The 25,173-nt window shown below is 59.6% G+C and carries 32 protein-coding genes; 15 read left to right on the top strand and 17 right to left on the bottom strand.

What is annotated here, in order from left to right:
• Positions 1-9 precede the first annotated feature (9 nt).
• The 3 genes from QYH43_RS24650 to QYH43_RS24640 all read left to right on the top strand — a co-directional run bounded on the left by QYH43_RS24650 (position 10) and on the right by QYH43_RS24640 (position 1,670).
• Complete coding sequence (locus tag QYH43_RS24650) at positions 10-264, top strand: pentapeptide MXKDX repeat protein (RefSeq protein ID WP_301158299.1); 255 nt, start codon at positions 10-12, stop codon at positions 262-264.
• Between the two features lie 271 nt (positions 265-535).
• The gene (locus tag QYH43_RS24645) at positions 536-943 is read left to right on the top strand and encodes a response regulator (protein ID WP_301158298.1); all 408 of its coding nucleotides are present in this window, start codon (positions 536-538) and stop codon (positions 941-943) included.
• Positions 944-1,004: 61 nt separating this feature from the next.
• A complete protein-coding gene (locus QYH43_RS24640; protein ID WP_301158297.1) occupies positions 1,005-1,670 on the top strand; it encodes an HAD-IA family hydrolase in 666 nt (221 codons plus the stop codon).
• Between the two features lie 35 nt (positions 1,671-1,705).
• Here QYH43_RS24640 and QYH43_RS24635 read toward each other — a convergent pair whose 3' ends face one another.
• Both QYH43_RS24635 and QYH43_RS24630 read right to left on the bottom strand, forming a co-directional pair.
• Positions 1,706-2,365: an isoprenylcysteine carboxylmethyltransferase family protein gene (locus tag QYH43_RS24635; RefSeq protein WP_301158296.1), complete on the bottom strand. Its 660-nt coding sequence runs from the start codon at positions 2,363-2,365 to the stop codon at positions 1,706-1,708.
• A 78-nt stretch (positions 2,366-2,443) separates the two neighbouring features.
• Positions 2,444-2,764, bottom strand: coding sequence for a DUF2388 domain-containing protein (locus tag QYH43_RS24630; protein WP_095061301.1), 321 nt, complete (start codon positions 2,762-2,764; stop codon positions 2,444-2,446).
• Positions 2,765-2,961: 197 nt separating this feature from the next.
• Between QYH43_RS24630 and QYH43_RS24625 the strand changes: the two genes are divergently transcribed.
• Positions 2,962-3,558, top strand: a complete 597-nt coding sequence (locus tag QYH43_RS24625) for a DinB family protein (protein ID WP_301158294.1) — start codon at positions 2,962-2,964, stop codon at positions 3,556-3,558.
• Between the two features lie 159 nt (positions 3,559-3,717).
• On the opposite strand, the gene QYH43_RS24620 is transcribed toward QYH43_RS24625, so the two are convergent.
• A complete protein-coding gene (locus QYH43_RS24620; RefSeq protein ID WP_301158293.1) occupies positions 3,718-5,112 on the bottom strand; it encodes a HAMP domain-containing sensor histidine kinase in 1,395 nt (464 codons plus the stop codon).
• Positions 5,090-5,773: a response regulator transcription factor gene (locus QYH43_RS24615; protein ID WP_301158292.1), complete on the bottom strand. Its 684-nt coding sequence runs from the start codon at positions 5,771-5,773 to the stop codon at positions 5,090-5,092. The genes QYH43_RS24620 and QYH43_RS24615 overlap by 23 nt, the downstream gene beginning before the upstream one ends.
• Before the next feature lie 273 nt (positions 5,774-6,046).
• On the opposite strand from QYH43_RS24615, the gene QYH43_RS24610 reads away from it, so the two are divergent.
• On the top strand, positions 6,047-6,979 hold the full coding sequence (locus tag QYH43_RS24610; RefSeq protein WP_301158291.1) for a hypothetical protein: 933 nt from the start codon (positions 6,047-6,049) through the stop codon (positions 6,977-6,979).
• A 209-nt stretch (positions 6,980-7,188) separates the two neighbouring features.
• Here the strand turns inward: QYH43_RS24610 and QYH43_RS24605 are convergent, their stop codons facing one another.
• Entirely contained in the window at positions 7,189-7,800 is a 612-nt protein-coding gene (locus QYH43_RS24605) for a glutathione S-transferase N-terminal domain-containing protein (RefSeq protein WP_301158290.1), read from the bottom strand.
• A gap of 349 nt (positions 7,801-8,149) precedes the next feature.
• Between QYH43_RS24605 and QYH43_RS24600 the strand changes: the two genes are divergently transcribed.
• Entirely contained in the window at positions 8,150-8,554 is a 405-nt protein-coding gene (locus QYH43_RS24600; RefSeq protein ID WP_007907888.1) for a TraR/DksA family transcriptional regulator, read from the top strand.
• A 12-nt stretch (positions 8,555-8,566) separates the two neighbouring features.
• Here the strand turns inward: QYH43_RS24600 and QYH43_RS24595 are convergent, their stop codons facing one another.
• Positions 8,567-8,830 carry a hypothetical protein gene (locus QYH43_RS24595; RefSeq protein ID WP_301158327.1) on the bottom strand — a complete coding sequence of 88 codons (264 nt, stop codon included), beginning with the start codon at positions 8,828-8,830 and terminating at the stop codon, positions 8,567-8,569.
• A 129-nt stretch (positions 8,831-8,959) separates the two neighbouring features.
• Here QYH43_RS24595 and QYH43_RS24590 point away from each other — a divergent pair, with 129 nt between their 5' ends.
• Complete coding sequence (locus QYH43_RS24590; RefSeq protein ID WP_301158288.1) at positions 8,960-9,163, top strand: hypothetical protein; 204 nt, start codon at positions 8,960-8,962, stop codon at positions 9,161-9,163.
• 5 nt (positions 9,164-9,168) lie between these two features.
• Here QYH43_RS24590 and QYH43_RS24585 read toward each other — a convergent pair whose 3' ends face one another.
• The 3 genes from QYH43_RS24585 to QYH43_RS24575 all read right to left on the bottom strand — a co-directional run bounded on the left by QYH43_RS24585 (position 9,169) and on the right by QYH43_RS24575 (position 10,182).
• Entirely contained in the window at positions 9,169-9,411 is a 243-nt protein-coding gene (locus QYH43_RS24585) for a DUF2789 domain-containing protein (protein WP_301158286.1), read from the bottom strand.
• A gap of 132 nt (positions 9,412-9,543) precedes the next feature.
• Complete coding sequence (locus QYH43_RS24580; protein ID WP_301158285.1) at positions 9,544-9,774, bottom strand: hypothetical protein; 231 nt, start codon at positions 9,772-9,774, stop codon at positions 9,544-9,546.
• A gap of 162 nt (positions 9,775-9,936) precedes the next feature.
• Positions 9,937-10,182, bottom strand: coding sequence for a hypothetical protein (locus QYH43_RS24575; RefSeq protein WP_095061265.1), 246 nt, complete (start codon positions 10,180-10,182; stop codon positions 9,937-9,939).
• A 432-nt stretch (positions 10,183-10,614) separates the two neighbouring features.
• Here QYH43_RS24575 and QYH43_RS24570 point away from each other — a divergent pair, with 432 nt between their 5' ends.
• The 4 genes from QYH43_RS24570 (at position 10,615) to QYH43_RS24555 (ending at position 12,976) form a co-directional block, all read left to right on the top strand.
• Positions 10,615-11,064, top strand: coding sequence for a hypothetical protein (locus QYH43_RS24570; RefSeq protein WP_177408855.1), 450 nt, complete (start codon positions 10,615-10,617; stop codon positions 11,062-11,064).
• Positions 11,064-11,267, top strand: coding sequence for a hypothetical protein (locus QYH43_RS24565; protein ID WP_095151582.1), 204 nt, complete (start codon positions 11,064-11,066; stop codon positions 11,265-11,267). The genes QYH43_RS24570 and QYH43_RS24565 overlap by 1 nt, the downstream gene beginning before the upstream one ends.
• 118 nt (positions 11,268-11,385) lie before the next feature.
• Complete coding sequence (locus QYH43_RS24560) at positions 11,386-12,402, top strand: ABC transporter substrate-binding protein (RefSeq protein ID WP_301158283.1); 1,017 nt, start codon at positions 11,386-11,388, stop codon at positions 12,400-12,402.
• A gap of 136 nt (positions 12,403-12,538) precedes the next feature.
• Complete coding sequence (locus QYH43_RS24555; protein ID WP_301158282.1) at positions 12,539-12,976, top strand: DUF3995 domain-containing protein; 438 nt, start codon at positions 12,539-12,541, stop codon at positions 12,974-12,976.
• A 47-nt stretch (positions 12,977-13,023) separates the two neighbouring features.
• On the opposite strand, the gene QYH43_RS24550 is transcribed toward QYH43_RS24555, so the two are convergent.
• The 7 genes from QYH43_RS24550 to QYH43_RS24520 all read right to left on the bottom strand — a co-directional run bounded on the left by QYH43_RS24550 (position 13,024) and on the right by QYH43_RS24520 (position 20,323).
• Positions 13,024-13,386 (bottom strand): Na+/H+ antiporter subunit G, encoded by a 363-nt coding sequence (locus QYH43_RS24550; protein WP_301158281.1) that lies wholly within the window; start codon positions 13,384-13,386, stop codon positions 13,024-13,026.
• Positions 13,383-13,661, bottom strand: coding sequence for a K+/H+ antiporter subunit F (locus QYH43_RS24545; protein WP_095061255.1), 279 nt, complete (start codon positions 13,659-13,661; stop codon positions 13,383-13,385). Before QYH43_RS24545 ends, QYH43_RS24550 begins: the two co-directional genes overlap by 4 nt.
• On the bottom strand, positions 13,658-14,146 hold the full coding sequence (locus QYH43_RS24540; RefSeq protein ID WP_301158279.1) for a Na+/H+ antiporter subunit E: 489 nt from the start codon (positions 14,144-14,146) through the stop codon (positions 13,658-13,660). Before QYH43_RS24540 ends, QYH43_RS24545 begins: the two co-directional genes overlap by 4 nt.
• The gene (locus tag QYH43_RS24535; RefSeq protein ID WP_301158278.1) at positions 14,143-15,822 is read right to left on the bottom strand and encodes a monovalent cation/H+ antiporter subunit D; all 1,680 of its coding nucleotides are present in this window, start codon (positions 15,820-15,822) and stop codon (positions 14,143-14,145) included. Before QYH43_RS24535 ends, QYH43_RS24540 begins: the two co-directional genes overlap by 4 nt.
• Positions 15,819-16,163 carry a Na+/H+ antiporter subunit C gene (locus QYH43_RS24530; RefSeq protein WP_007986256.1) on the bottom strand — a complete coding sequence of 115 codons (345 nt, stop codon included), beginning with the start codon at positions 16,161-16,163 and terminating at the stop codon, positions 15,819-15,821. The genes QYH43_RS24535 and QYH43_RS24530 overlap by 4 nt, the downstream gene beginning before the upstream one ends.
• Positions 16,163-19,081 carry a monovalent cation/H+ antiporter subunit A gene (locus QYH43_RS24525; protein ID WP_301158277.1) on the bottom strand — a complete coding sequence of 973 codons (2,919 nt, stop codon included), beginning with the start codon at positions 19,079-19,081 and terminating at the stop codon, positions 16,163-16,165. The genes QYH43_RS24530 and QYH43_RS24525 overlap by 1 nt, the downstream gene beginning before the upstream one ends.
• 213 nt (positions 19,082-19,294) lie before the next feature.
• Complete coding sequence (locus QYH43_RS24520) at positions 19,295-20,323, bottom strand: DMT family transporter (protein WP_301158276.1); 1,029 nt, start codon at positions 20,321-20,323, stop codon at positions 19,295-19,297.
• On the opposite strand from QYH43_RS24520, the gene QYH43_RS24515 reads away from it, so the two are divergent.
• The 3 genes from QYH43_RS24515 to QYH43_RS24505 are packed head-to-tail and all read left to right on the top strand — an operon-like array spanning position 20,318 to position 23,149.
• Positions 20,318-20,881, top strand: a complete 564-nt coding sequence (locus QYH43_RS24515; RefSeq protein WP_301158275.1) for a helix-turn-helix domain-containing protein — start codon at positions 20,318-20,320, stop codon at positions 20,879-20,881. The genes QYH43_RS24520 and QYH43_RS24515 overlap by 6 nt on opposite strands.
• A 14-nt stretch (positions 20,882-20,895) precedes the next feature.
• On the top strand, positions 20,896-22,314 hold the full coding sequence (locus tag QYH43_RS24510; RefSeq protein ID WP_301158274.1) for an FAD/NAD(P)-binding protein: 1,419 nt from the start codon (positions 20,896-20,898) through the stop codon (positions 22,312-22,314).
• Between the two features lie 28 nt (positions 22,315-22,342).
• Complete coding sequence (locus QYH43_RS24505; RefSeq protein WP_301158273.1) at positions 22,343-23,149, top strand: bifunctional 2-polyprenyl-6-hydroxyphenol methylase/3-demethylubiquinol 3-O-methyltransferase UbiG; 807 nt, start codon at positions 22,343-22,345, stop codon at positions 23,147-23,149.
• Positions 23,150-23,165: 16 nt separating this feature from the next.
• Here QYH43_RS24505 and QYH43_RS24500 read toward each other — a convergent pair whose 3' ends face one another.
• The gene (locus QYH43_RS24500; RefSeq protein ID WP_301158321.1) at positions 23,166-23,954 is read right to left on the bottom strand and encodes a helix-turn-helix domain-containing protein; all 789 of its coding nucleotides are present in this window, start codon (positions 23,952-23,954) and stop codon (positions 23,166-23,168) included.
• A gap of 85 nt (positions 23,955-24,039) precedes the next feature.
• Between QYH43_RS24500 and QYH43_RS24495 the strand changes: the two genes are divergently transcribed.
• Entirely contained in the window at positions 24,040-25,038 is a 999-nt protein-coding gene (locus QYH43_RS24495; protein WP_301158272.1) for a bile acid:sodium symporter family protein, read from the top strand.
• Positions 25,039-25,173: the final 135 nt, after the last annotated feature.

Genomic DNA, 25,173 nt, shown 5'->3' with positions numbered 1-25,173 from the left:
AGTTTCATCATGAAAAAGTTGACCACTGTTGTTCTGTCCATGTGCCTGGCTGTTGGCGCCGCGTCCGTTTTCGCGGCTGACACCATGAGCAACGACAGCATGAGCAAAGATTCGATGTCCAAGGAGGCGATGTCCAAAGACGCGATGAAAAAGAGCGATTCAATGTCCAAGGACGCCATGTCCAAAGACAGCATGAAGAAAGACGAGATGAAAAAAGATGCCATGTCCAAGGATGCGATGAAAAAAAGCGAATTGTCGCAGTAACTGCCGCGACCCGATACCTGTAGGAGCAAGCTTGTTCGCGAAGGCGTAGTGCCAGCCGCTATCCATGTCGGCTGAACTACCGCAATCGCGAGCAAGCTTGCTCCTACAGATTTTTTTGTGGCGGCGAAATTCTCGATTATCCGGCACCTGCCACTGATGTTTTTCGATTTGCTGTATCAAAAATGAATTTCCGTCCTGTCAGCTGCTCATACCTTTTAAGTGCGGACCAGAGCCCGCGAAAATATTGAAGCACTCAGGGAGCAGCATGGTCATGAGTCGAGAACCGAAGACAGGCGCACACCTTCCTCGCGGATTGATTCTGGTGGTTGAGGATGATCCGCTGATCCTGGAATTTCTCTGTGAAATTCTTCAGGACGAAGGGTTTGTGGTTGAGCCGAAGATCAGTGCGGATGCCGCAGCGGTGTTCCTTGAGCAGCGCGCACCCGAGGTGGGGTTGTTGCTGACTGACATCACCATGCCGGGCACGCTCAATGGCGCGGATCTGGCCAACCAGTTCGGTGATCGCTGGCCCGACAAGCCGATCATGATCATGTCCGGCTACGAAACCCCGGCCAGCTCTGGTGTGCGGCATAAGGTGGCTTTCATCAAGAAACCCTGGGCAATCGGCTCTCTGCTCGATTGTGTCGACGGTGCGTTCAAATCCAGGCGACTCAACTGACCTCGTTCGCAGATGCTACATTGCCGGACACATTCGCCCGGCACCCGCGAGGTTCTTTCCTGTGTCTGATCACCGTGTTTTCAACACGCCTTACCGCGCCTTTCTGTTCGACATGGACGGCACCGTCCTCACCTCCATCGCCGCTGCGGAGCGGGTCTGGACAACTTGGGCCGTGCGCCATGGGGTTGATGTGGAAGCTTTTTTGCCGACCATTCACGGTGCCCGTGCCATCGACACGATCACGCGTCTCGGGCTGCCGGGCGTGGATGCCGAAGCCGAGGCGAAGTGGATCACCGAGGCGGAAATCGAGGACGTCGAAGGGGTTTTTGAAGTGGCTGGAGCGGCGGCTTTTCTCAAGCTACTGCCAGCCCATCAGTGGGCCATTGTCACCTCCGCACCCCGGGCGTTGGCGTTGCGGCGGATGGCGGCGGCAGGCATTCCCGAGCCCGATGTGATGATTACCGCCGAAGATGTCACAGCGGGCAAACCTGACCCGAGCGGTTACCGCCTCGCGGCCAGGCGCTTGGGTGTCGAGCCTGCCGAGTGCCTGATTTTCGAAGACGCAACGGTGGGGATTCTGGCGGGTGAAGCGGCGGGGGCGGATTTGATGATTGTCACGGCGACTCACGATCAGCCGATTCAGACGCAGCATGCGACATTGAGTCGTTATGACGTGGTTCTGGCTCGTTTGAGCGAACCGGGCTTCATCCAGCTGCAACAGATCTAATGTAGGCGCGAGCCTATATTGGGCATTGTACCGCTTCAGTAAAGTCCCGGCACCAGCCGCCAACTGCGGGCGCAGTAGGCTTCGTATTCGCTGCCGAACTGCGCTTTCAACAAGGCTTCTTCAGCATTGATCCGCGCAATCAGCGGGATCACCGTCAGCGCCACCAACAGCAACCCACCCCCCGAGCGGAAGGCCAGCGCCCAGCCCACGCCAAGGATCAGCATCCCCAGATAGCTGGGGTTGCGCAGGTTTCGGTAGATCCCGTCCGTCACCAGTCTGTGCCCCGGTTGAATCGCCACCAGCCCGCTAAACCGATTGCCCAGCACGAACACCGGCCACAAACGCAAGGCACCGCCGATGATGTACAGCAGGGCGCCCAGCCAGCGAACGCCTTCGCCTCCGAAGGTCCAGACATCGATTCGGTCGGTGTAGGCGGGCAAAAAGCCGCTGACGATTCCGATCACGCCAAAGGCCGGAATGACCCAGCGGTTGGCCCGGTCTTCACGTTCCCCTGAGCTCAAGTTGCCCTCGGTGAACAGCGAGGCAATCGCCATCACCAGCGTGGCAATCGCCACAGCGACCAGCGCGCCGTGGGCGAAAAACGCCGCAAAACCGCCCAATGCCCACATCGCCAGAGCGAGGTAGGCGAGGGTGCTGGCCACCGCTAAAAACGCCAATTTGGCGGATATTTTCATCGCAGGGTGCGCGCAAGCAAGGCAGGGCTGCAAACGCTATCGCGCTGTCACAAGCCCCACCGCTGGCGTGGACGACCTTCAGTGATCGGCCGCAATGCCATCCTGAACGAGGATGGCCCGGGCCAGGTCTTCGTCGCTTGCGTTGCTGAGATCGGGATGGTTTTGCCGGATCCGCTGCAAGACCTGCTCCAGATAAACGCCGCGAATTGCACCGCCGCTGGCCACGAAGCTGGAGGCGTCATCCCGTGCAGGAATGACCATTTTGTCATCCTTGAACGTCGAGTACAGCGATGCGGAAACCCCGGCCGAGGTGGCTACGTCTTCGGCGTCCACATCGGCCATAGCCGAACCGAACGGCAAACAAAGTACCAGGGAAGAGAGGATAAATAGACGGCGCATGACGGTGTCCTCCGACAGCATGAAGCATAAGGGAAGTACCACATATTCTAGGATGCGCGGGAGCAGTCAGGAGTTCCCTGGCCCCATCAAGTCGGTGCGGGACGGGAAGCGTTTTCTACCGATAATCAGTGTTGGCGCTTTCTTTTCGCTATCAGGTCTATGCTGGAGTGTGCGCACACCGCCATCGGAGCATTCTGATGATAACTGCACGCACTGCCTGCCTGCTGGCCGATTACAAACGCTGGGCAAACCAGCGGCTCTTTGACAGCCTCGCGCAATTACCGCCAGGTGAGGTCAACAAAGCGCGGGTATCGGTGTTCAACAACATGATCGGCACCCTCAATCACGTGTATGTGGTGGACTGCATCTGGCAGGCTCACCTCGAAGGTCGCGGCCATGGTTTCAAGACTTCACACGACCTGTTGCACTCAGACTTGATGGAACTGCACCTGGCGCAAAAAGCGATCGATCACTGGTATTGCGACTGGAGCGCCCGGCAAACCGATGCGTCGCTGAACAAGCCGGTCGAGTTCACGTTTGTCTCGGGTGAAAGCGGCACCATGAGCGCCGGTGCGATGCTGATGCACGTGGTCAACCACGCCAGTTACCACCGCGGTTGGGTGGTGCAGATGTACTTCGAGATTCCGGCCATGCCTCCGGTGACCGACATGCCGGTGTACTTGCGCGAATCCGAGCCTGAACACCTGAGCACGATAAATGCCCCGACAGTGGCACCGCCCTGTGCGGTGCAGTTTTCGAGCGCTACCAGCGTTCTGCCGGATCGTTATCGTTGACGCTGCTCACCTGCTCACCTGCTCACCTGCTCACCTGCTCGCCTGTAGGAGCGAGCTTGCTCGCGATAGCGGTGTGCCGGACAACATCGTCTTTCTATTAAATCGCTATCGCGAGCAAGCTCGCTCCTACAGGTTGTGTGTCAGGTTGAAGTGAGTGAGTCAGGCTGGTGGCATCAAGCTCTGCTTACAATCGAGCACCAGCTTTGCGCCGCCAAGTTCGCTGCGGCTCACTTCCAGCGTAAACCCGTGCAGGCTGGCAATCGCCGCGACGATCGACAGGCCAAGACCGAAGCCGCTTTTCTGATTACCGGCCTCGGCACGATAAAACCGCTGGAACACAGCTTCGCGTTCCGCCTCGGGAATACCCGGGCCGGAATCGAGGACTTCGATTCGCGTATGCCCACCCTCATTGACCCCACGCAAAATCACCGTGCCACCCGGCGGAGTGAATTTGATCGAGTTGCTCAACAGATTCGCCAGCGCCTCGAACAGCAATGCCCGGTCGCCATGCAGCGATGGCAAAGACGCCGGCACGTGCAGTTGAAAAACCAGATCGTCGTCTTCCGCCAGGGGCAGATAGAACTCATGCAACTCTTGCAGTAACGGCACCGGTTCCAGATCAACGAACCCGGACCGACGCTGGCGATCCTCCAGTTCGGAAATCCGCAGCAATCCGCGAAAACGCGCCATCAGCGTATCGGCTTCGGCGAGCACCAGGTCCAGTTGCGCCGCTTGCGATGAACCTTCGCCCGCCTGTTGCTGCATACGATAGAGCTGAGCGCGCAGGCGGGTCAGCGGTGTGCGCAAGTCATGGGCGATGTTGTCGCACACGCCCTTGACCTCATGCATCAGATGCTCGATGCGTTCGAGCATGGCGTTGACGATGGCGGCGAGCATGTCCAGTTCATCGCGACGATCCGACAGCGGCAGGCGTCGGGTCAGATCGCCGGCGACGATGGCTTCGGCGCTGGCCTGAATCCCGCGGATGCGCCGCAACGGACGCCGCCGCAGCACATGCCAGCCGATGATGCCCGGCACAATGGTCAGGGTCATGCCCCAAAGCAACGCGTGCAGGATGATCCGGGTTACGGCAAACAGCGAGCCGTTGTCGCGCATCAATATCAGCCAACGGCCATCCCGGGTCTGGGTCGCCACGGCGTCGCAGCTGGCGGCGGGCAGGGTCGGGTCGTCGGAATCGGCGCAGTCGCCGAGCATGTGGATCTTGCCGTCCAGCGGCAGGCCTTTCGGGATGTGACGCAGCGCGCCGTGGAGGTAGCGTTGCCGGGCATCGAACAGGCCATAGGCGTCGATACCGCGAATGTCGAAGGTCATGCTGACGGAAAGGACGTCTTCCAGTTGTTCACCGGAAAAATGCGAAAACAGGTGCTGGCGTTGCATCAATGAGTGCTTGGCCAGTTTGTCCAGGTAAGCGGACACCTCGTAGTACATGACCCCCATGAGAATGCCGCTCCAGATCACGAACAGCGAGCTGTAGAGCGCCAGCAAACGGCTGCTGGATGAACGCCAGCCTTTAGACGGGTTCGGCAATGACATAACCCGAGCCTCGCACAGTCCGAATCAGTGGGACATTGCCAGGTGGGTCGATCTTCTTGCGCAGACGGCCGATGTGGACATCGATCAGGTTGGTGCCGGGGTCGAAGTGATAGCCCCAGACCTCTTCGAAAATCATCATGCGCGAGAGGATCTGCCCGGAGTTGCGCATCAGGAATTCCAGCAATTTGTATTCGGTGGGCAACAGCGTCAGCAGTTGGCCGTCGCGGCTGGCTTCGTGGCTGATCAGGTTCAGTTCCAGGTCGGCCACACGCAAAGTGGTGGCCTGGGCGGTCACGGTGTTTTGCCGACGCAGCAGGACTTCAACCCGAGCGGCCATTTCATCGGTGGCAAAGGGTTTGGTCAGGTAATCGTCGCCACCGGCACGCAAGCCGCGCACGCGCTCATCGACGTCGGAAAGGGCGCTGATCATCAGGATCGGCGTCTCCACGCCCATGGTCCGCAGCGTAGTGACGATCGCCAGGCCATCGAGCTCGGGCAACATGCGATCGAGGGTGATCAGGTCATAGTTGCCGCTGACCGCACGCTCCAGGCCTTCGCGGCCATTGTCGACCCAGTCGACATCCAGGCCGTGGTTGCTCAGTTCGGCGACGATTTCCCGGGCGGTCACGGCGTCGTCTTCGATGGTCAAGATGCGGGTCATGGGCTGGCCTGATTTAAATGTTCACAACGTTGTGCAGCATTTTGCCAAGAAATGCCCGCAGGTTTTCTAAATAAAAGTTCATGAGCCGCGAGGAGGGCGATCAATGCAGAAAACCCGCTGCTTGTGCGACTCGTTGCATATTGCATGAGCGCACGAAGTTCATTTTTTATAAATGACTGAAATATAGCGATTTATTCAAAGTCCGAGACTGGCACGGTGACTGCAATCACTCGAGAGGTGTACTACCCATTTTCTGCCTGGAGCGATACAACAATGAATAGATCCTCTGATGGTTTCTATCCTGCCCTGGAAGAGTCGAGCACGCTCTCGGGCGTGTCCTGGGGGGCGGTATTTGCCGGGGCTGCGTCGGCGGCAGCGTTATCGCTGATTTTGATACTGCTCGGTTTCGGTTTGGGGTTTTCGGCAGTTTCGCCTTGGGCGCATGAAGGCATGAGCGCCAAAAGCCTGGGCATTTCGACGATTGTCTGGCTGGCGTTCACCCAAATCATTGCATCCGGGTTGGGCGGTTACATCGCCGGACGTCTACGGGTGAAGTGGGCATACCTGCACGGCGATGAAGTGTATTTCCGCGACACGGCCCATGGTTTTCTCGCCTGGTGCGTGGCAACCCTGGTGACCGCGACGCTGGTGGCCGGTTCGGTGAGCAGTATCGTCAGCGGCGGTGTGCAGGCCGGGGCGCAGGTGGCCGGAGGCGCTGCCAATGCCGTGACTCAAGCCACGAGTTCGGCGGCCGGCAACACCGACAGCGATCAGTACGGTTACTTCATCGACAGCCTGTTTCGCGATGATCGTCCTGTTGCCGTCAGCGATGATGCCGTACATGGCACCGTCACCCGCATTTTCGTGCGCTCGCTGGACAATGGCGGGCAACTGGCCGTTGAGGACCGTACCTACCTCGGACAACTGGTGGCGCAACGGACCAACCTGACCCAAGCGGATGCGGAACGTCGCGTGGATGAAGTCTATGCCCGCACGCAGAAAGCCTTGGCCGACGCCAAACTTGCGGCGCAACAGGCGGCAGACACGGCCGCCAAAGTTGCAGCCTTGAGCACGCTGTGGATGTTCGTTGCCCTGCTGGCCGGCGCGTTCTTCGCCAGCCTTGCCGCGATTTTCGGCGGCCGTCGCCGGGATGCCGTGGTGTATCTGGAAACCGACACTTACGTGACCCCCCTACCTGTTCGCTAAATCCAGGAGAATTATCATGCGTTCATTACTGCTGTTCTTTCTCGGTGTACCGATCCCGATCATCATTCTGATCGCGTTGTTTGTGCATTGATTGGCTGGCGCTTCAACCTTCGGGTGAGGCGGCTATTTTTCGCGAGCAGGCTCGCTCCTACAGGACACCGCAATCCCCTGTGGGAGCGAGTCTGCTCGCGAAGACGGTAGATCCGACGCTACTCAATCGGTGTATCAATAAACACTTCCAGCCCCTCGGCATACTTCGTGAACGCTGCGATGTGGGGGGACTGTGCCGCATCCACCTGATCCGGCACCACCAGATTGGTGAAGCTCCAGGCCACCGCCAGTGTGATGCCGTCCTGTTCAATCGAACCGTCAGTGTTCAGCGGGTGCTTTTCCAACTCTCGTTCCAGTGCCGAATAGGCCGCTGTCAATTGCCCTTCGACCCGCTCCACCCACGGCTCATATTGAATGTCCGCAGGTCGCAGGTTACGTTCGTAATAAAGCTGTACGGATTTTTCGCTGGCAGCCAAGGCCAGGCCGATCAGGCGCAGCGAGCGCAGACGGCGGGTCGGTTCGCCGGGCATCAAACTGTTGGCGGGACCGGCCAACGTTTCCAGGTAATCGATGATCAACGTGGAATCCATCAACACTTCGCCATCGTCCAGCACCAGCGTCGGCGCTTTGACTACCGGGTTGATCTGCTGGAATTGCTCAAAGTGGCGGAACACCGAAACCGAATCATGCTCCAGCGCAATACCGAGACGTTTGGCAGAGATAGCGACGCGCCGCACGTAGGGTGAATCCAGCATGCCGATCAGTTTCATGGTCCTATCCTTTATATGGCCATTTCGGGAGGGACAACCTTAGCTGAGGATGCGGGAGGTGCAAATCCAGCCGTTTGTCCTCTATATACAGCCGCTCGGTTGAATTTCTTGCTATAAACGCACTCCGATTAACGCCAAAAAGCCTGCCGCAGAGCAATTTCAGGTCTTTGTCGGACAAATTCACTGTCTTTTCGGTTGCTGATGCCTCAAGTCGGCCGTAGACTGCCGCCCCTCGTAAATTGAGTGCCGGGTGGCGCTTTGAACAAACGGCGCCTTTGCGCTGGCCTGACCCGGTCTGCCGGAACGCTCCCTTATTCGCCTTAATGCACGTTTTTTTATAGAGATATCAATGACAAAGGACAAGTTGCTGGCCATGCCGGCGGATGACTACATGAATGCCGAGCAACATGCTTTTTTCTCTGAGCTGTTGCAGAACATGAAAGTCGAAACCCATGAGCGCATCGAACAGAACCGCATCGCCATCGAGAGCCTGGATACTCCGGCCGATCCGGCTGACGCGGCTTCCGTTGAAGAAGAGCGCACCTGGCTGGTGAACGCGATCGATCGTGATCAGCGCATGCTGCCTCAGTTGGAACAAGCGCTGGAACGCATCAAGGAAGACAGTTTTGGCTGGTGCGATGACAGCGGTGAGGCGATTGGCCTGAAACGCTTGCTGATCAGCCCGACCACCAAGTACTGCATCGAAGCTCAAGAACGTCACGAGCAGATCGACAAGCACCAGCGTCAGGCTTGATTCTACGGGCAGTCAATGCAAAGTTGACTGCCTGGAAAAGATCGCAGCCTTCGGCAGCGCTACCAGATTGTGGTAGACGCTGGCGAAGGCTGCGATCTTTGCGTTCTGCTGTCTTTGATTCCCCGAGCTGGTGATCAACACCTCGGCATTGCTGACGATCTGTGCCACCGCCGCGAGCTGCGATTGCAGTTTGTCCGCCAACTGCCGGACCGAGAAAGCCACACCATCGGCCAGATTGCGGCGTGTTCCGAGGCGGTTACAAGCCGGAGAATCCACGGCCTTAGAATCGGTAGGGGATTGTTACGGGGTAAGCAACAAAGCTGTGCAGCGTGATCGCTGTTTCCTCGCCTGGAAACTAATTAACATACCTACTAGTTAGGCTGCTAATTAAGTTGAGAGGTCAGCATGCAAAGCAAAGTTGATGTCGCGGTCATGATCGGCAGCGGTGTGCCCGCCACGCTGCGTGCATTGGGGCGCAGTGTTTGCTGGGTCGTGTTGCTCAACGGCGAACGCTGCGGCACAGCATTCTCCAGCCGCACTGAAGCTGAGGAATGCAAGGCTGCCTGGCTGGCGCAATTGAAAACTGAAGCACCTGACAGCCTGCATTGAGTTCGCTATTTGTGGGACTGGTGCATGCGCAGGTTCAATTCATCAACCACCCCTGCCCAATCAGCGTCTGCACGCAGTTGCTCTTTCAGGAAGGCAGACTGTTGCGGGGTCCAGAACTCGGCATCGATGAGTTTTTTGTCGTCGGGCAGAGGGGGGTGGCTGGCAATGAAATCGTCGATAGCTTTCGCTCCGGAATCCAGGCCGAGCTGGTCGAACAAGCCTTTCAATTCGTGGGTCGGTGATTCCATTTTCATCTCCTTGCAGGTCATCAGTCGCGTCGGGATATGAAGGGCGGCTTCATTGCATCTGAGGAAACCGCGCTTCAGGAGTTCGATTGCGATGTTCAAACGCAGCAGTGAGCATAGACCGCAAACGCGGCCTCAGGCTTTCAATGCTCCGGCATCTACGGCCGCTTTCAATTGCTTGGCCGATTCCTGGGCGGCGATGGCGGCCACGTCCGAGGACTTGAACCAGCGATCTTTCTCGACCTGATGAAAGGTCACGGTTTTCAGTGGTGGTTTGGCGCGCATGACTATGACCGCCTGGAACTCGCCGTCGATTTCTCTGGCTTCGCCCCGGATAAAAAACTCGCCGATATCAAATTCCGTCACGTAACAGCCTTCCCTTGAAAATATATTGTTGTCTTCAACGCGGCCCGGCCTGTTGGGCCGCGTTTCATTGGGCGGGCAGTATGGCAGTAGTTGCCTGTCGACGGTTGTTAAGTCGTCGGCCAGACGAAAACAGGCGTCGGCACTTTTGACGGGAATGGGGCATTAACGTGATTCAAGAAAGCGGGCGAGGGCGCAGGCTTCGTTATGGCTCGCTCGGAAACCTCTGACGCAGCCCGTGGAAATTTCCTTGATGTGGAAGAAGGCTTTACCCGCCAAAACCACCCGAAAGCGGGGCTGGATCGGTTGTTCAAACGCTGGCTGATGGAGGGAAAACAGTACGGAATGCAGCGTCGAGGGGGTGCCAGTGGAGGGTGCCACGGTGTGGGTGAAGTGTGTCAGCGTGCACATATGAAGTCCTTTTCATGGGTTTACCGACGTATGTACGTCGTTATGGGTAGTCTGGAAGAGCATCGCTGCTCTAGAATCCCCCTCACTGGTGGGTGGATGATGTTTATCTAAAGCAATTTTTCGCGTGCGATATGTAGGAAAATTGCTTTTCTTGATCGGTTTTTTCCCTGAAGTTGATAGTCCATAATTTTCTGGCTGTAGGAAGGGCGTTTTCCTTCAACCTGTGACGAACGCTACGCAGGACGATTCGAGTGTCGTTCCAGTATTCTTCTGACGCTTCGTGATGAATGAGTGCACTGCTCATTCAGGACTTCAACCCGGGTTATCTGGTTTCACCTTCGGCATTGCCGCTATTTTTGGCCGTGCGCTTTTCCTGCGTGCGGCATTCTTTTCAAATGTGGGGATGTTTCCTTGGCAGTAAGTAATCTCGATATGCATGCTTTGTTCGTGTTGGGTGATTTGCGCGCAAAGCTGGTCAAGCTGTTTCAGTCACGTTTCGTTTACATCACCGAACAGAACGCTGAAGGCATTTACATTGCCGAACTCGACACCGAATCAGCCCTGGTGGTGGACGACAAACCTGGACTCAAACTCAAGGTCGGCGACCATTTCAGCGCGTCCGTATTGCCCAGCCGTGAAGGCGGCAAGCTGGACATCAAGTTCCGCGACATCAAACTGACGGTCTACGGCCTGGGCGATTACGCCTTCGTCACGACGGCCGACGGACAGGCCATTCTGTTCAAGGAAGGGCACAGCGTGGTGACGATATTTGCCGCCCACGAGCAATTGCAGGAAGGCCTGACCAAAACCCTGAAAGCGGTGACGGCCAAGGCAGCCAAATGGCGCAAGGGCGAGCTGGTGACGTTCAAGGCCAGCGAGTAATGACCCTGAACCGCGCCGACTTCCACGAGCAGAACTCGACCAGTGCCCAAGCCCAGGCGCAGCAATTGTTTGAACAGAAGGCTGTTCTGCAGGGCGCGTGGCTGAATTGGGTAGCGTCACAGCTTTACCAGTTGCAGCCGGCGGAATACGCCAGCATGGTCAGAAGAGAGCTGGCCCGGTTGCAGGAAACTTCCGAAAATTGATCCATGCCCCTCGAAAGCAGGAACCTCTACTACAGTCAGATGACTGAATATTCAGAGGCTTCGCGGTCTTCTGCCAGGCCATCCTGCTATTGCTGTGAACAGCACGAGGTGCAAAAGCATGAACGGATTTCGACGGTTGCTGACCGCGGTCGCCGCCACTTTCGGGTTGTTGGCGGCTCCCGTCCAGGTGTTCGCCGCCCAGGCGCCGATTCACTTCGCCGACCTGAACTGGGAAAGCGGCAGCCTGATTACCGATGTCTTGCGCATCATCGTCGAGAAGGGCTACGGCCTGCCCACAGACACCTTGCCGGGCACCACCATTACCCTGGAAACCGCGCTGGCGAACAATGACATTCAGGTCATCGGCGAAGAGTGGGCCGGTCGCAGTCCGGTCTGGGTCAAGGCGGAGGCCGAAGGTAAAGTCGTGAGTCTTGGCGACACGGTCAAGGGCGCTACCGAAGGCTGGTGGGTGCCGGAGTATGTGATCAAGGGTGACCCGGCCAAGGGCATCAAGCCAATGGCGCCGGACCTGCGCAGTGTCAGCGACCTGCCGCGCTACAAGGACGTGTTCAAAGACCCGGAGGCGCCTAACAAAGGACGCTTCCTCAACAGCCCCATCGGCTGGACTTCGGAAGTGGTCAACAAGCAGAAGCTCAAGGCCTACAAGCTGGACGACAGCTACGTGAACTTCCGCAGTGGTTCCGGCGCGGCGCTGGACGCTGAGATCACTTCGTCAATCCGCCGTGGGAAACCGGTGTTGTTCTACTATTGGTCACCCACACCGTTGCTCGGTCGTTTCAAGTTGATCCAGCTGGAAGAACCACCGTTCGACGCCGAAGCCTGGAAGACCCTGACCGACGCCGACAATCCCAATCCCCTGCCAACCCGTTCGCTGGCCTCGAAGTTGTCCATCGGCGTGTCCACACCATTCCAGAAGCAGTATCCGCAGATTGCCGAGTTCTTCAGCAAAGTCGATTTTCCAATTGATCCGTTGAACAAGGCGCTGGCCGAGATGAGTGAAAAACACACACCACCGCGTCAGGCTGCGGAAGCATTCATGAACAAATATCCGGAGGTCTGGCAAGCGTGGCTGCCCAAGGATGTGGCGGACAAGGTCGCGGCCGGGATGAAGTGATTCAGCGTCCGGATGTGGGGGCGGTGACATCGCACAACCAATGGTCAGCCCAAACGACGTCACCGCCAATCGGTCGTGCGCTTCACCAAATGCCGACTAGGATGTTTGTTCAGACCCTTTTCAAGGAAGCCTGAAAATGACCTTGGTATTGGCACAATGGCTGGTGACGATGTTTGCCACGATCAGCCTGATGCATGTGTATTGGGCGATGGGAGGCGAGTGGGCGGCAGTGGCTGCGGTGCCGCAAGTACCGGTGGAGGGCGGGATGCGCTTACGGCCGGCCTTTAAGCCGCGAGGCTGGATCACGCTGGGTGTCGCGGCGTGTCTGCTGTTGATTGCGATTGTCGTGTGTTTGCGCGTTGGCTGGTGGTTGCCGCAGGTACAGCACCCGGCACTGCAATGGTTGATCAGTGCGATTGCGGTGATGCTGTTCGCCAGGGCCATCGGTGATTCGGAACTGGTGGGTTTTTTCAAAGAGATCAAGGGCTCGAAGTTTGCCCAGCTCGATAGCTGGGTTTACTCGCCGCTGTGTGTGGTGCTGGGCGCGGGGTTGCTGGCGGTGGCCTGGTGCTGACTGTTTAGTGGCCGGGCTGGCCGCATCGCGGCAACACAAATCCTCAACTAGCCGCCGTTTTCCGTCCGCCGACTGCTCACTTCGGCCGGCACGTCATCCCCGGCCATGCGTTTGCGGAACAACGCAGCCCGCGCCAGCAACAACGTGGTTACCGGCACGGTGACCGACAACAGGATCGGGATCAGCCAGGCGTGCAACACCGGCCCGGACTTGAGCGCCGAAAAATAAATGATCGACGCCAATGCCACGGACCAGGCGCCCAATGTCGAAGCCAGCGCCGGTGGGTGCATGCGCTGGAAGTAGTCCTTCATGCGCACCAGGCCGATGGCGCCGATCAGCGCGAAGAGACCGCTTAAGACCAGCAGGATCGCCACTGGGATTTCTACCCACAACGACAGTTCCATGTTCATTCGATGACCTCGCCACGCAGCAGGAATTTCGCCAGAGCAAACGAGCCAACGAAGCCGAACAGCGCAATCAGCAGCGCCGCCTCGAAGTACGTGTCGCTGGCATAACGAATGCCCAGCGCCAGCATCATCAGCATCGCGACGATGTACAGATAATCCAGTGCGAGTACCCGGTCCTGGGCCGAAGGCCCCTTGAACAACCGGACCAGGGTCAGGATCATCGCCAGAGAAAGCAGGAACAGGCTCAGCAGGATCGCGTTCGACAGTAATGGGCTCATTCGAAGATCTCCATCAACGGACGTTCGTAGGTCGTCTTGAAGTGCTGGATGAACCGCGCCTCGTCGTCCAGATCGAACACGTGCAAGAGCAGGACGCTGCGGTCCAGCGCCAGCTCAGACCAGACCGTGCCCGGGACCACGGTGGTGATCATCGACAATGCCGCGAGGCCGTTGGCGTCGCGCAGGTCCAGCGGCACTTTGATGAAGCGGGAGCGGGGCGGACGGCGGCCCGCGTTAAGCACGCCCCAGGCCACCGCGAAATTGGATACCAGTACGTCACGACCGACGATCAGGATTAAACGCAGGATGACGCCGGGGCGGCGAATGCGTACCGGCAAGGGGCGCAATCTGCGCATCATCAGCGGTGCGCAGAAAGCCAGCACTCCACCCAGCAGCAGATTGCCGGGTGTCATCGACAGATTCAGCAGCAACCACAACAACCACAATGCCAGCGATAACCACGGCGCAGGAAACAGACGCTTCACGGTTGCACCTCCTGCGCGCCAGCCTTGTCTTGCGGGTTCGGCACGACACGGGTTTCGAGCACCGCCGTGACGTATTGCTGCGGGTTGTTCAAGGCGTCGGCGGCTGCCTGGGTGTAGCGCAGCAGCGGTTCGGCCTTGAAGGTCAGCAGGATGCTCAAGCCCAACAGGGCGAAGATGGGAATGCACTCGAGGCGTCGCAACACGGGCGATGGTCGCTCTGCTGGCGTCCAGAAGCGCTGGATGCCCAGGCGCGAGAAGGTGACGAGCGAGGCCAGCCCCGACAGGATCAACAGCACCAGCAGCCCCCAGGCAGCGTTCGAGATCACCCCGCTATGGCCCAGGCCTTGTGGATTAAGCAGGGCGTTGAGCAGGCCGAGTTTGCCGATAAACCCCGAGAGCGGTGGCATGCCGATGATCAGCAAGGCGCAGGCGATGAAGCTCAGACCGAGAAAGGCCATGGTCCAGGGAATCACCTGGCCGACCACGGCTTTCTGCTCGTCATCAAGGTTGATGCCTTTGGGCGGATGCAGGGATTCCAGAGGACGCGGCAGCAGTTCCGTTTCGTCTTCCAGCAGCAGTTCATTGGCCGACCGCGAGCGCTCGATCAGTTCGGCCAGCATGAACAAGGCGCTCAACGCCAGCGTCGAGCTGACCAGGTAGAACAGCGCCGATCCTACGAGGTTCGGTTGGGCGAAACCGATGGCCGACAACAGAATCCCCGCCGATACCAGAATGCTCAAGCTGGCCATGCGCTCCAGGCGTTGGGTGGCGAGTGTCGCGATGGCCGCACAGACGATGGTCGCCATGCCGCCGTAAATCAACCAGTCGCCGCCATAAAACGCCGACGCGCCGGCCTGGGCGGAGAACAACAGCGTCCACAAACGCAGCAAGGTGTAGACGCCCACCTTGGTCATGATCGCGAACATCGCCGCGACTGGCGCGCTCGCTGAGGAGTAGGCCGGTACCAGCCAGAAATTCAGCGGCCACATCCCGGCCTTGGCCAGGAATGCCACCGCCAGAATCCCCGCGCCGGCATGCAAAAGCCCGCGATCGGCTTGCGCCACCAACGGGATTTTCTGCGCCAGATCGGCCATGTTCAGCGTGCCGGTGACGCCGTAGATCAGCGCCGCGCCAATCAGGAACAGCGACGAGGCCAACAGGTTGATCGTGATGTAATGCAACCCCGACGACACCCGTGCCCGGCCCGAGCCGTGCAGCATCAGGCCGTAGGACGCGGCCAGCAGGACTTCAAAAAACACGAACAGGTTGAACAGGTCCGCTGTGAGGAAGGCCCCGTACAAACCCATCAGCTGGATCTGGAACAGCGCGTGGAAACTCGAACCGGCACTGTCCCAGCGTGCCATGGCGAACAGCAGCGCGCTGACACCAATGATGCCGGTCAGCACCAACATCAATGCCGACAGGCGATCAACCACCAACACCAGGCCAAAGGGCACCTGCCAGTTACTCGGCAGGTAAACGCCAATGGACCCCGGCACGTCTGTGGTTTGCGTCCACTGCAGCAGCGCCACGGCAATGCCCAGCCCGATCAGGCTGGAGAGCAGGTTGATTTTGGCCTTCAGCGGTCGGTGCTTTTCGCCGAGCATCAGCATGATCGCGGCCGTCAGCAGGGGCAGCAGGATCGGTGCGACGATCAGGTGGTTCATCGCCATCATTCCTTAGGCTCCCGGCCATCCACATGGTCGGTGCCGGTCAGGCCACGGGATGCCAGCAGCACCACCAGGAACAGCGCGGTCATGGCGAAGCTGATGACGATGGCGGTCAGCACCAGCGCTTGCGGCAACGGGTCGGTGTAGTGCAACAGGTCCTGGGGCACGCCGTCCTTGATGATCGGCTCTTTGCCGATGAACAGGCTGCCCATGCTGAAGATGAACAGATTGACGCCATACGACAGCAGGCACAGGCCCATGACCACCTGGAATGTCCGTGGCCGCAGGATCAGCCAGACGCCGGAGGCGGCCAGTACGCCGATGGCGATTGCGATGACTTCTTCCATCAGGCGGCTCCCTTGGCGGCAACGGATTTAGGCTGGGCAGCGGTTTTGTGTCCACGGACCGATTGGTGGGCGAGGGCGGTGAGGATCAACAGGGTCGAGCCGACCACCACGCCGTACACGCCGATGTCGAAGAACAGCGCGCTGGCGAGGTGAATGTCACCCAGCAGCGGCAGATCGAAATGCCAGGTATGAGTGGTCAGGAACGGATAGCCGACGACCATCGCCCCCAGGCCTGTGGCCGTGGCAATCAACAGTCCCGTGCCCATCCAGCGCAGCGGGCGCAGGCTCATTTGCGCTTCGACCCACTGCGTACCGGCGACCATGTATTGCAGGATGAACGCGACCGACATCACCAGCCCGGCGACAAAACCGCCACCTGGCTGATTGTGTCCGCGCATGAACAGGTAGAACGACACCACCAGTGCAACCGGCAACAGCAGGCGCACCAGCACCGCAGGCACCATCATGAAGCCGAGCGCGGTGTCGCTGGCGTGGCGCGGGTTGACCAGGTCGGTGACCACGTCCGGGGCGAGCAAGCGTTGTTGGGCCGGTAACTGGAGGCTTTCTTTCGGTGGGCGGAAGCGGCGCAGCAGGGCGAACACGGTCAGGGCCACGGCGACCAGTACGGTGATTTCGCCGAGGGTGTCGAAACCACGGAAATCCACCAGCATCACGTTGACCACGTTGCTGCCGCCACCCTCGGGGAGGGCGCGACTCAAGTAGAACGAAGAAATATCGTTGGGCGTCTGGCGCGTCAGCATTGCATAGGACAGCAGTGCCATGCCCACGCCGACGGCCGTCGACAGAAGCAAGTCGCGGATGCGCCGCACACGGGCGCGACGCAGGCTGCCGGGTAGCGGCGAAACTTCTTCAATTCGTCGCGGCAACCAGCGCAAGCCCAGCAAGATCAACACGGTGGTCACCACTTCGACCGCCAGTTGCGTCAGCGCCAGGTCCGGCGCCGAGAACCACACGAAGGTGACGCAGGTCATCAGGCCGCAGACGCTGACCATGGTCAGGGCCGCAAGCCGGTGATACTTGGCCTGGTACGCTGCGCCCAGCGCACAGACGATTGCCAGCAACCACAGCGTGACGAAGACGATCGAACCCGGGATTTTCGGTCGGTCGCCCCAAACCAGGCTGCTGTGCAGCATCGGGATGAGCCCGGCCAGCACCGCCGCAAGCACGACCAAAAACAACTGGGCCTGCAGGCGATGGGTGCCCAAGTGCCGCTTCAGGCGACGGGCCAGGCGCATCATCACCACAAGGCTGCGTTCGAACAGGCGCTTGCCGTCCATGCGACCAATCAGTGGCGGACCGTTGAAGCGGCCGCGCTTGAGCTGATTGCTCAGCAGCAGATAAAGCAGGGTGCCGCAGCCCAGCGCGATCAGACTCATGATCATCGGAGCGTTCAAGCCGTGCCAGATGGCCAGGCTGTACTCCGGCAGCGTGCCGCCGACCACCGGTTGCGCGGCGGCAGCGAGCAACGGACCGACCACTTGTGCCGGAAAAATCCCGACGATCAGGCACGTCAACACCAGCAGCTCAACCGGTGCACGCATCCAGCGCGGTGGTTCGTGGGGTGTGTGTGGCAGGTCGGTCGCGGTCGGGCCGTAGAAAACGTCCACGGTGAAGCGCAGGGAGTAGGCCACGCTGAAGGTGCCGGCGATGGTCGCCACAATCGGCAAGCTCAATTCGACCCAGCGGGTGGCGTTGATGAACACGGTTTCGGCGAAGAACATTTCTTTCGACAGGAAGCCGTTGAGCAAGGGCACCCCGGCCATCGAGGCGCTGGCGACCATGGCCAGGGTCGCGGTAAACGGCATCAGCTTGTACAGGCCACTGAGCCTGCGAATGTCACGTGTACCGCTTTCATGGTCGATGATGCCGGCCGCCATGAACAGCGAGGCTTTGAAGGTGGCGTGGTTGAGGATGTGGAACACCGCCGCGACGGCGGCCAGTGGGCTGTTCAGGCCAAGCAGCAGGGTAATCAGGCCTAGGTGGCTGATGGTCGAGTACGCGAGCAGACCCTTGAGGTCGTTCTGGAACATCGCGCAATACGCGCCGAGCAACAGCGTACAGGCACCGGCGCCGCTGACGATGTAGAACCATTCTTCACTGCCCGAGAGCGACGGCCATAGCCGCGCGAGTAGAAACACCCCGGCCTTGACCATGGTCGCCGAGTGCAGATACGCCGAGACGGGCGTCGGCGCGGCCATCGCGTGGGGCAGCCAGAAGTGGAAGGGGAATTGCGCACTTTTGCTCAAGGCGCCGATCAGGATCAGGGGTAGCAGAATGGGGTAGAGGGCATGGGCACGAATCAAGTCGCCGGCGGCCAGGACCTTGTCCAGGTCATAGCTGCCGACCACATGGCCGAGGATCATGACCCCCGCCAGCAAGCACAAACCGCCTGCACCGGTGACCATCAGCGCCATGTAGGCACCGCGCCGTGCATCAGCGCGATGGTGCCAATAGCCGATCAACAGGAACGAGAAGAGGCTGGTCAGCTCCCAGAAAAACACGATCTGGATCAGGTTGCCGGAGATCACCAGCCCGAGCATGGCGCCCATGAAGGCGAGGAAAAACGCAAAGAAGCGCGGCACCGGATCGTCCGGCGACATGTAGTAGCGGGCGTACAACGACACCAGTGTGCCGATGCCCAGCACCAGCATCGAAAACAGCCAGGCGAAGCCGTCCATGCGCAGGACGAAGTTCAAGCCCAGGCTGGGCAGCCAGAAGAATTCTTCGCGAATCACGCCGCCGTCGGCAATCTGCGGGTACAGGAACGCGACCTGGACGGTACCGATCAAGGCGATCAGACCTGCCAGCAGGGATTCGGCGTTACGCGCATTGTGCGGCAGCACGGCCGCCAAACAGCTGCCGATGAAAGGCAGAAGCAGTAGAACTATCAGGGACATAGGCTTCTAATCTGCGGAAGTTTGTGAAGCATCATACGTGCCAGCTCCCCGATCACCAAACGCCAAGCTGTCGCAGAATCCTACACGGTAGACGGAAAAGCCCTGATTCACATTGTTTCCTGTCCGCCAAAAAAGATCGCAGCCTTCGGCAGCGCCTACAGATGTATGGAACCCTCTGTAGGCGCTGCCGAAGGCTGCGATCTTTTGATTTTGTTAATGACTGCGTTCGCGCTCCAGCGATTCGCCAACGTCTGCAGCGGCCTTACCCTTGGTCTTCAACTCACTGACAATCACCGCCGCGACAATCAACCCGGCCCCGAGCAAGGCGATTGACGGCAGCCGTTCGCCCGCAATGCGCCCGACGATGCCGGCCCACACCGGCTCACCGGCGTAGATCAGCGTTGCGCGGGTCGGCGAAACGCTCTTCTGTGCCCAGTTCATTGCTACCTGGATAGCTGCACTCGCCGCGCCGAGGCCCAGTGCGCTGCATAACAGCAGCCATGAGAAGTCAGGAATCGCCTCGTTGGTCGGCACTACCAACAGGAACGACAGCACCGAAGTGACGGCCAGTTGCACTACGGTCACTCGACGCACATCGACCTGTCCGGCATAGGTGCTGATCAGAATGATCTCTGCGGCAATCGCCACCGCGCTGATCAACGTGGCGATTTCACCGGGGCTGAAGTTGAAAGAAGCCCCGGATGGCCCGGACAGCAGCATCAAACCGGTAAAGGCCAGCATGATGCCGATGCTGGGCATCAGCCCCGGACGTCGCCCCAGCACCAGCCATTGCAGCAGCGGCACGAAGGGCACGTACAGGGCGGTAATGAACGCCGACTGGCTGCTGGGAATACTCTGCAATCCGACGGTCTGCAAACCGTAGCCGAGCATGATCGCCGCGCCAATGAATGACCCTGCCTTGAGTTCGAACCGTGTCAGGTGGCGCAGGTGAAGCCAGGAAAACAGGGCGACGATGATCGCTGCGGCGGCAAAGCGCAGGCCGACGAAAAACATCGGACCGCTGACGGTCATCGCATGTTGCACCAGAAGGAAAGTGCCGCCCCAGACCATAGTGATCAGCACCAGCACGCATTCGGCCTTGCTCAGCCTGATGAAACGGGAGGAAGCCTGGGGGGAATTCACCGACGTCATGTTCTTGCACGCTACTTGAGAGGGACGCACAATGCGTCGAATGTTGCGCAGTATACTGCCCAGCCCCACCGAGTGAGCAATATAGTGCACAAAGATTCTCCCCCGCGGGCTTCGGTCCTCCAGCACGTCAGCCAGAATGTCCGGCGCCTGCGTCATGCGGCCGATTTGAGCCAAACCGCATTGGCGGAAAAGTCCGGTGTCAGCCGTCGCATGCTGGTGGCGATCGAGGCGGGTGAAAAAAATGTCAGCCTGACCACACTCGACCGCGTGGCCGAAGCCCTCGACGTGGCGTTCAGCGATTTGATCCAGGCACCCGAAGTCCGCGACCACAGCCGCATCAATGAACTGGCCTGGACCGGAACCATCCCCGGCAGTAAAGCGGTGCTGCTGTCCAAGGCCACCGCCAGCCGGGAAGTGGAACAGTGGGAATGGTGCCTGCAACCGGGTGAAATTTACCCTTCGGAACCGGACGCTGACGGCTGGAGCGAGCAGATCTATGTGTTTGAAGGCTGCCTGACTGTCATGCTCGGCGAAGTGGCCAATCATATTGCAGCAGGTGAGTTTTTCATGTTTGCCAGCAACCAGCCGCACTGCTATCGCAACGATGGGGCAGCGGCGGCGCGGTTTGTGCGAAATGTGGTGATCTGAACAGGAAGTGCACGATGAGCCAGAGCTTGAACAATGACGCAGACATCCTGATTGTTGGCGGTGGCCTCAGCGGCACGATGCTGGCGGTGCAGTTGCTGCGTCTGCCGGGAAAACGCCGGGTGTTGGTGATCGAACCCCGCGCCGAGCTCGGGCGGGGCGAGGCTTACAGTGCCGTGGAACTGGGGCATACGCTTAATGGCAACGCGGCGCGGATGAGCGTCGATCCGGACAATGCCGATGACCTCACCCAATGGTTGACGCAATACATTGCCGAGGGCGGCTGGCCGGAGTCGGATCAGCAGCCGGTGCCCATCAGTGAGCTGTTCCCGCCCCGGGGGATTTTCGGTCTGTACGCGCAGCAGCGTCTGCAAGAGGCACGGGCGGTGGGTGCGTTGAACGGCTCGACGGTCGAACACGTTCGGGCCGAAGCAGTCGATTTGCGCACCGATGCCGAGACCGTGCACCTGACCTTGAATGATGGTCGACGCTTGCAAGGCGCCTTTGCGGTGCTGGCCACGGGAATGTTCCCCGCCGCGCGGACGCCGCAAACCGAATCCAGTGGCCTCAACGCCGCCGCACTCGATCCGTGGGACGTCGCTACGATGCGACAACTCGACCCGCGGTCGACGGTGTTGATCATCGGTTCGGGCCTGACCATGGTCGATGCCGTGGTTTCACTGGAGCAGGCCGGTCATCGTGGGCCGATCGAGGTGTTTTCCCGCCATGGCCTGCTGCCCCACGTGCGCCGCCAGCCTCCGGCGTGGGTGGATTTTCTCGCCGAGGACTACAGCATCCGAAGCCCGCGTCAGCTAATGCGCGAACTGCGTCGGCACTGCCGGGACGCCATTGCCCAAGGCATCGACTGGCAGGCGCCGCTGGACACGGTGCGCGCGCATATCGGCCGTCTGTGGCATCAGGCGAGCGACGTGCAGCGGCGACAGTTTGTACGGCATGTGCGGCCATGGTGGGAAAGTCATCACCATCGCTCTCCACCGCTGAGCGCCGAATTGGTCGCGCGCTTATATAAAGAAGGTCGATTGAGTATTCATGCCGCTTCGTTCAAGGGGCTCGAGCCTTCAACCGGCCATGAGGTGAGCATTCGCCTGCGTCGTCGCGGTGACGCGCAATCCTGTGTCGTTACGGGTGCAGCGCTGATCAACTCCAGCGGCATTGAATACGATTGGCGCCGGGTCGCACGCCCGCTGCCCCGGCAACTGCTGGCCCGCGGGCTGGTTCAGCCGGGGCCGTTGGCGTTGGGGATTGCTGCCGAGGTGGACGGCGCGGTGTTGAACGCCGATGGTGAGGCTGCCAGCCGTTTGTTTGCCATGGGCCCGCCGTTACGCGGCATGTGGTGGGAAAGCACTGCGGTGACGGATGTGGCGAGTCAAGCCAAGGTACTGGCCGAGCGGCTTGTTCTCGGCGAAACTCGCTAACCGGGAGGCTCGCTCCTATAGAGGGACAATGGAAATGTCGACAAAAGAAAACGCCATCGCGAGCAATCGCGAGGCCTGGAATGACTCCGCTCGCCATCACAAAGACAGCCCTGACTGGCAGCCCTTGTTGTGCGCAGTGGAGCAGACGGATTTTTCCTGCCTGGATGAGACCCTGACGGAGCTGCTGATACAGGTCGGTGTCGAGGGCAAGGACGTGGTGCAACTGGGCTGCAACAACGGCCGCGAAAGCCTGTCGTTGTTTGCGTTGGGCGCACGCCATGTGGTGGGCGTCGACCAGTCCGGCGCTTTTCTCGAGCAGGCGCGGGAACTGGCAACGCGCTCACCTCATGCGCCGCAATTCATCGAGGCCGACGTCCACCATTTGCCCGTTGAACTGCATGCACGCTTCGACGTGGCGCTGATCACCATCGGCGTTCTGAACTGGATGCCGGACATTGGCGAGTTCTTCCACCATATGGCGCGCACCCTGAAACCGGGTGGTGCGCTGGTGGTGTATGAAACCCACCCGTTCCTGGAAATGCTCGACCCTGAGGCGAGCGATCCTTTTCGCCTGGTCACTTCATACTTTCGCCAAGAGCCTTTCGTGCAGCACCAGCCCATCGTCTACGAAGGCAAGGTCGAACAACCCGCTGCGACTTCCTATTGGTTCGTCCACACCTTGGGTGACTTGTTCAGCGCGGCCATTGCGGCCGGGTTGCAGATCAATCACTTCAAGGAATACCCGCACTCCAACCGCGAAGAACGCTATGACCGCTATGAGCGGCAAGAGGCGCAGATGCCGATGTGTTTCACGTGGGTGGTGGTGAAGGGCTGATCATGAATTGGCGTGTTCAACGGAAGAACTCTCCGGGCGTTTCACCAAACTGCTGACGAAAAGCGGCGATAAACGCCGACGTCGAATCGTAGCCGCACGCGAGCGCCACGTCGGTGACTCGCTCACCTTGCTCCAGCGGCGTCAGCGCGCCGAGTAAACGCAAGCGCTGACGCCAGGCGCGGAACGTCAGGCCGGTGTCGCGCTGGAACAGGCGGCTGAGGGTTTTCTCGGTCACGCCGAATTTCTCGCTCCAGTGACTGAGCGTGGTTTGTTGCTCCGGGTGTGATTCCAGGCTTTGGGCGATTTGCCGCAAGCGACTGTCCTGGGGCAGGGGCAGCATCAAATCGATCTGCGGCGCTTCAGCCAACTGGTCAAGAATCACCTGAGCCAACCGGCCGTGCGGCCCGCTCTGATCGTACTCCACCGGAATCTGGCTGAAAGCGCGGATCAACTCGCGCAGCAGGTCGCTGACGCCCAGCACATGACACCCCGGTGGCGCCCACGCCGACACGCTGCAATCGATGTACAAGCTACGCATCTCGGTACGTGGCGAGCTGAATACCCGGTGCGGCATGCCCGCCGGAATCCATACCGCACGCTCCGGTGGGGCGACGAAACGCCCGACGCCGGTCTGTATTTCCAGCACACCCTGAATCGCGTAGGACAGCTGCACCCACGGATGACTGTGGCGGCGGGTCAGGGCGCGATTGGGCAGTGATTCGGTGCGACCGTAGAGCGGTCGCGGCAGGCTGGACAGCCCGGGAATACTGCGTCGAACACTCTTGTCATGTCCTTTAGGCGGCATCAGCTGGCTCATCGGCGTTAGTCGGTAATGATCAGGCACGTTAGAGTCGCTTTCACGCACTGGCAACCCCTGGATGACCGAACCCATGACCCGCCCCCGTTTTTTGCCCGACAACTTCACCCTGACCCTGATCGGCGTGGTGATTCTTGCCAGCCTGCTGCCTGCCAGCGGTCAGGTGGCGGTCGGGTTTGGCTGGCTGACCAACATCGCCATTGCCCTGCTGTTTTTCCTGCACGGCGCCAAATTGTCCCGTGAATCGATCATTGCCGGTGCCGGGCATTGGCGCCTGCACCTGCTGGTGTTCAGCCTGACCTTTGTGTTGTTCCCGATTTTGGGCCTGGCGCTCAAGCCGCTGCTGTCGCCGCTGATCGGCGACGATTTGTACATGGGCATGCTGTACCTCTGTGCGCTACCAGCCACCGTGCAATCGGCGATTGCCTTTACCTCGCTGGCACGGGGGAATATTCCGGCGGCGATTTGCAGCGCGGCGGCGTCCAGCCTGTTCGGGATTTTCCTTACGCCGTTACTCGTGACGTTGTTGCTGGATGTTCAGGGCAACGGAAGTTCGACCCTTGATGCGATCCTCAAGATCAGCGTGCAGTTGTTGCTGCCGTTCATTGCCGGGCAGATCGCGCGGCGCTGGATCGGCAACTGGGTGGCGCGTAACAAGAGCTGGCTGAAATTCGTCGATCAGGGTTCGATCCTGCTGGTGGTCTACGGCGCATTCAGCGAGGCGGTGATCGAAGGCATCTGGCACCAGATTCCGTTGCTGGACCTGGTCGGGCTGGTGGTGGTCTGCTGCATCGTTCTGGCGCTGGTGTTGCTGGCGTCGACGGTGCTCGGCAAAGCGTTCGGTTTCAACCAGGAAGATCGCATCACCATTCTCTTCTGTGGTTCGAAGAAAAGCCTGGCGACCGGCGTGCCGATGGCACAGGTGTTGTTCGCTGGCAGCACGATTGGCTTGTTGATTTTGCCGCTGATGCTGTTTCACCAGATTCAATTGATGGTGTGTGCAGTGTTGGCGCAGCGCTATGCCAAACGGCCGGAATCGATTCCCGAGCTGATGGCCCAGGTTGATCCCTGATGAATGGGGGCTGGAGCCTGTGCCGCTCCAGTCCCTTTTTTTGGGTTCACCACCCAATCCCAAAAACCCGTAGGAGCCGGCTTGCTGGCGATGGACTCAAGAGCGCTGCGTTAATTCGGTACACCCGCGTTATCG

It is taken from the genome of Pseudomonas sp. C32 (assembly GCF_030417915.1).
GTDB lineage: Bacteria > Pseudomonadota > Gammaproteobacteria > Pseudomonadales > Pseudomonadaceae > Aquipseudomonas.
This window is presented reverse-complemented; position numbering and strand designations above follow the sequence as displayed.

Coding starts and splice junctions, on each gene's coding strand:
- QYH43_RS24625 (WP_301158294.1), top strand. CDS start 2,962: ATGATAACTGCACGCACTGCCTGCCTGCTGGCCGATTACAAACGCTGG.
- QYH43_RS24525 (WP_301158277.1), bottom strand. CDS start 19,081: ATGTCCCTGATAGTTCTACTGCTTCTGCCTTTCATCGGCAGCTGTTTG.
- QYH43_RS24620 (WP_301158293.1), bottom strand. CDS start 5,112: ATGTCATTGCCGAACCCGTCTAAAGGCTGGCGTTCATCCAGCAGCCGT.
- QYH43_RS24645 (WP_301158298.1), top strand. CDS start 536: ATGAGTCGAGAACCGAAGACAGGCGCACACCTTCCTCGCGGATTGATT.
- QYH43_RS24605 (WP_301158290.1), bottom strand. CDS start 7,800: ATGAAACTGATCGGCATGCTGGATTCACCCTACGTGCGGCGCGTCGCT.
- QYH43_RS24560 (WP_301158283.1), top strand. CDS start 11,386: ATGAACGGATTTCGACGGTTGCTGACCGCGGTCGCCGCCACTTTCGGG.
- QYH43_RS24555 (WP_301158282.1), top strand. CDS start 12,539: ATGACCTTGGTATTGGCACAATGGCTGGTGACGATGTTTGCCACGATC.
- QYH43_RS24610 (WP_301158291.1), top strand. CDS start 6,047: ATGAATAGATCCTCTGATGGTTTCTATCCTGCCCTGGAAGAGTCGAGC.
- QYH43_RS24575 (WP_095061265.1), bottom strand. CDS start 10,182: ATGTGCACGCTGACACACTTCACCCACACCGTGGCACCCTCCACTGGC.
- QYH43_RS24510 (WP_301158274.1), top strand. CDS start 20,896: ATGAGCCAGAGCTTGAACAATGACGCAGACATCCTGATTGTTGGCGGT.
- QYH43_RS24500 (WP_301158321.1), bottom strand. CDS start 23,954: ATGCCGCCTAAAGGACATGACAAGAGTGTTCGACGCAGTATTCCCGGG.
- QYH43_RS24630 (WP_095061301.1), bottom strand. CDS start 2,764: ATGCGCCGTCTATTTATCCTCTCTTCCCTGGTACTTTGTTTGCCGTTC.
- QYH43_RS24600 (WP_007907888.1), top strand. CDS start 8,150: ATGACAAAGGACAAGTTGCTGGCCATGCCGGCGGATGACTACATGAAT.
- QYH43_RS24635 (WP_301158296.1), bottom strand. CDS start 2,365: ATGAAAATATCCGCCAAATTGGCGTTTTTAGCGGTGGCCAGCACCCTC.
- QYH43_RS24615 (WP_301158292.1), bottom strand. CDS start 5,773: ATGACCCGCATCTTGACCATCGAAGACGACGCCGTGACCGCCCGGGAA.
- QYH43_RS24535 (WP_301158278.1), bottom strand. CDS start 15,822: ATGATGGCGATGAACCACCTGATCGTCGCACCGATCCTGCTGCCCCTG.
- QYH43_RS24530 (WP_007986256.1), bottom strand. CDS start 16,163: ATGGAAGAAGTCATCGCAATCGCCATCGGCGTACTGGCCGCCTCCGGC.
- QYH43_RS24590 (WP_301158288.1), top strand. CDS start 8,960: ATGCAAAGCAAAGTTGATGTCGCGGTCATGATCGGCAGCGGTGTGCCC.
- QYH43_RS24495 (WP_301158272.1), top strand. CDS start 24,040: ATGACCCGCCCCCGTTTTTTGCCCGACAACTTCACCCTGACCCTGATC.
- QYH43_RS24505 (WP_301158273.1), top strand. CDS start 22,343: ATGGAAATGTCGACAAAAGAAAACGCCATCGCGAGCAATCGCGAGGCC.
- QYH43_RS24545 (WP_095061255.1), bottom strand. CDS start 13,661: ATGAGCCCATTACTGTCGAACGCGATCCTGCTGAGCCTGTTCCTGCTT.
- QYH43_RS24550 (WP_301158281.1), bottom strand. CDS start 13,386: ATGAACATGGAACTGTCGTTGTGGGTAGAAATCCCAGTGGCGATCCTG.
- QYH43_RS24585 (WP_301158286.1), bottom strand. CDS start 9,411: ATGGAATCACCGACCCACGAATTGAAAGGCTTGTTCGACCAGCTCGGC.
- QYH43_RS24565 (WP_095151582.1), top strand. CDS start 11,064: ATGACCCTGAACCGCGCCGACTTCCACGAGCAGAACTCGACCAGTGCC.
- QYH43_RS24650 (WP_301158299.1), top strand. CDS start 10: ATGAAAAAGTTGACCACTGTTGTTCTGTCCATGTGCCTGGCTGTTGGC.
- QYH43_RS24570 (WP_177408855.1), top strand. CDS start 10,615: ATGCATGCTTTGTTCGTGTTGGGTGATTTGCGCGCAAAGCTGGTCAAG.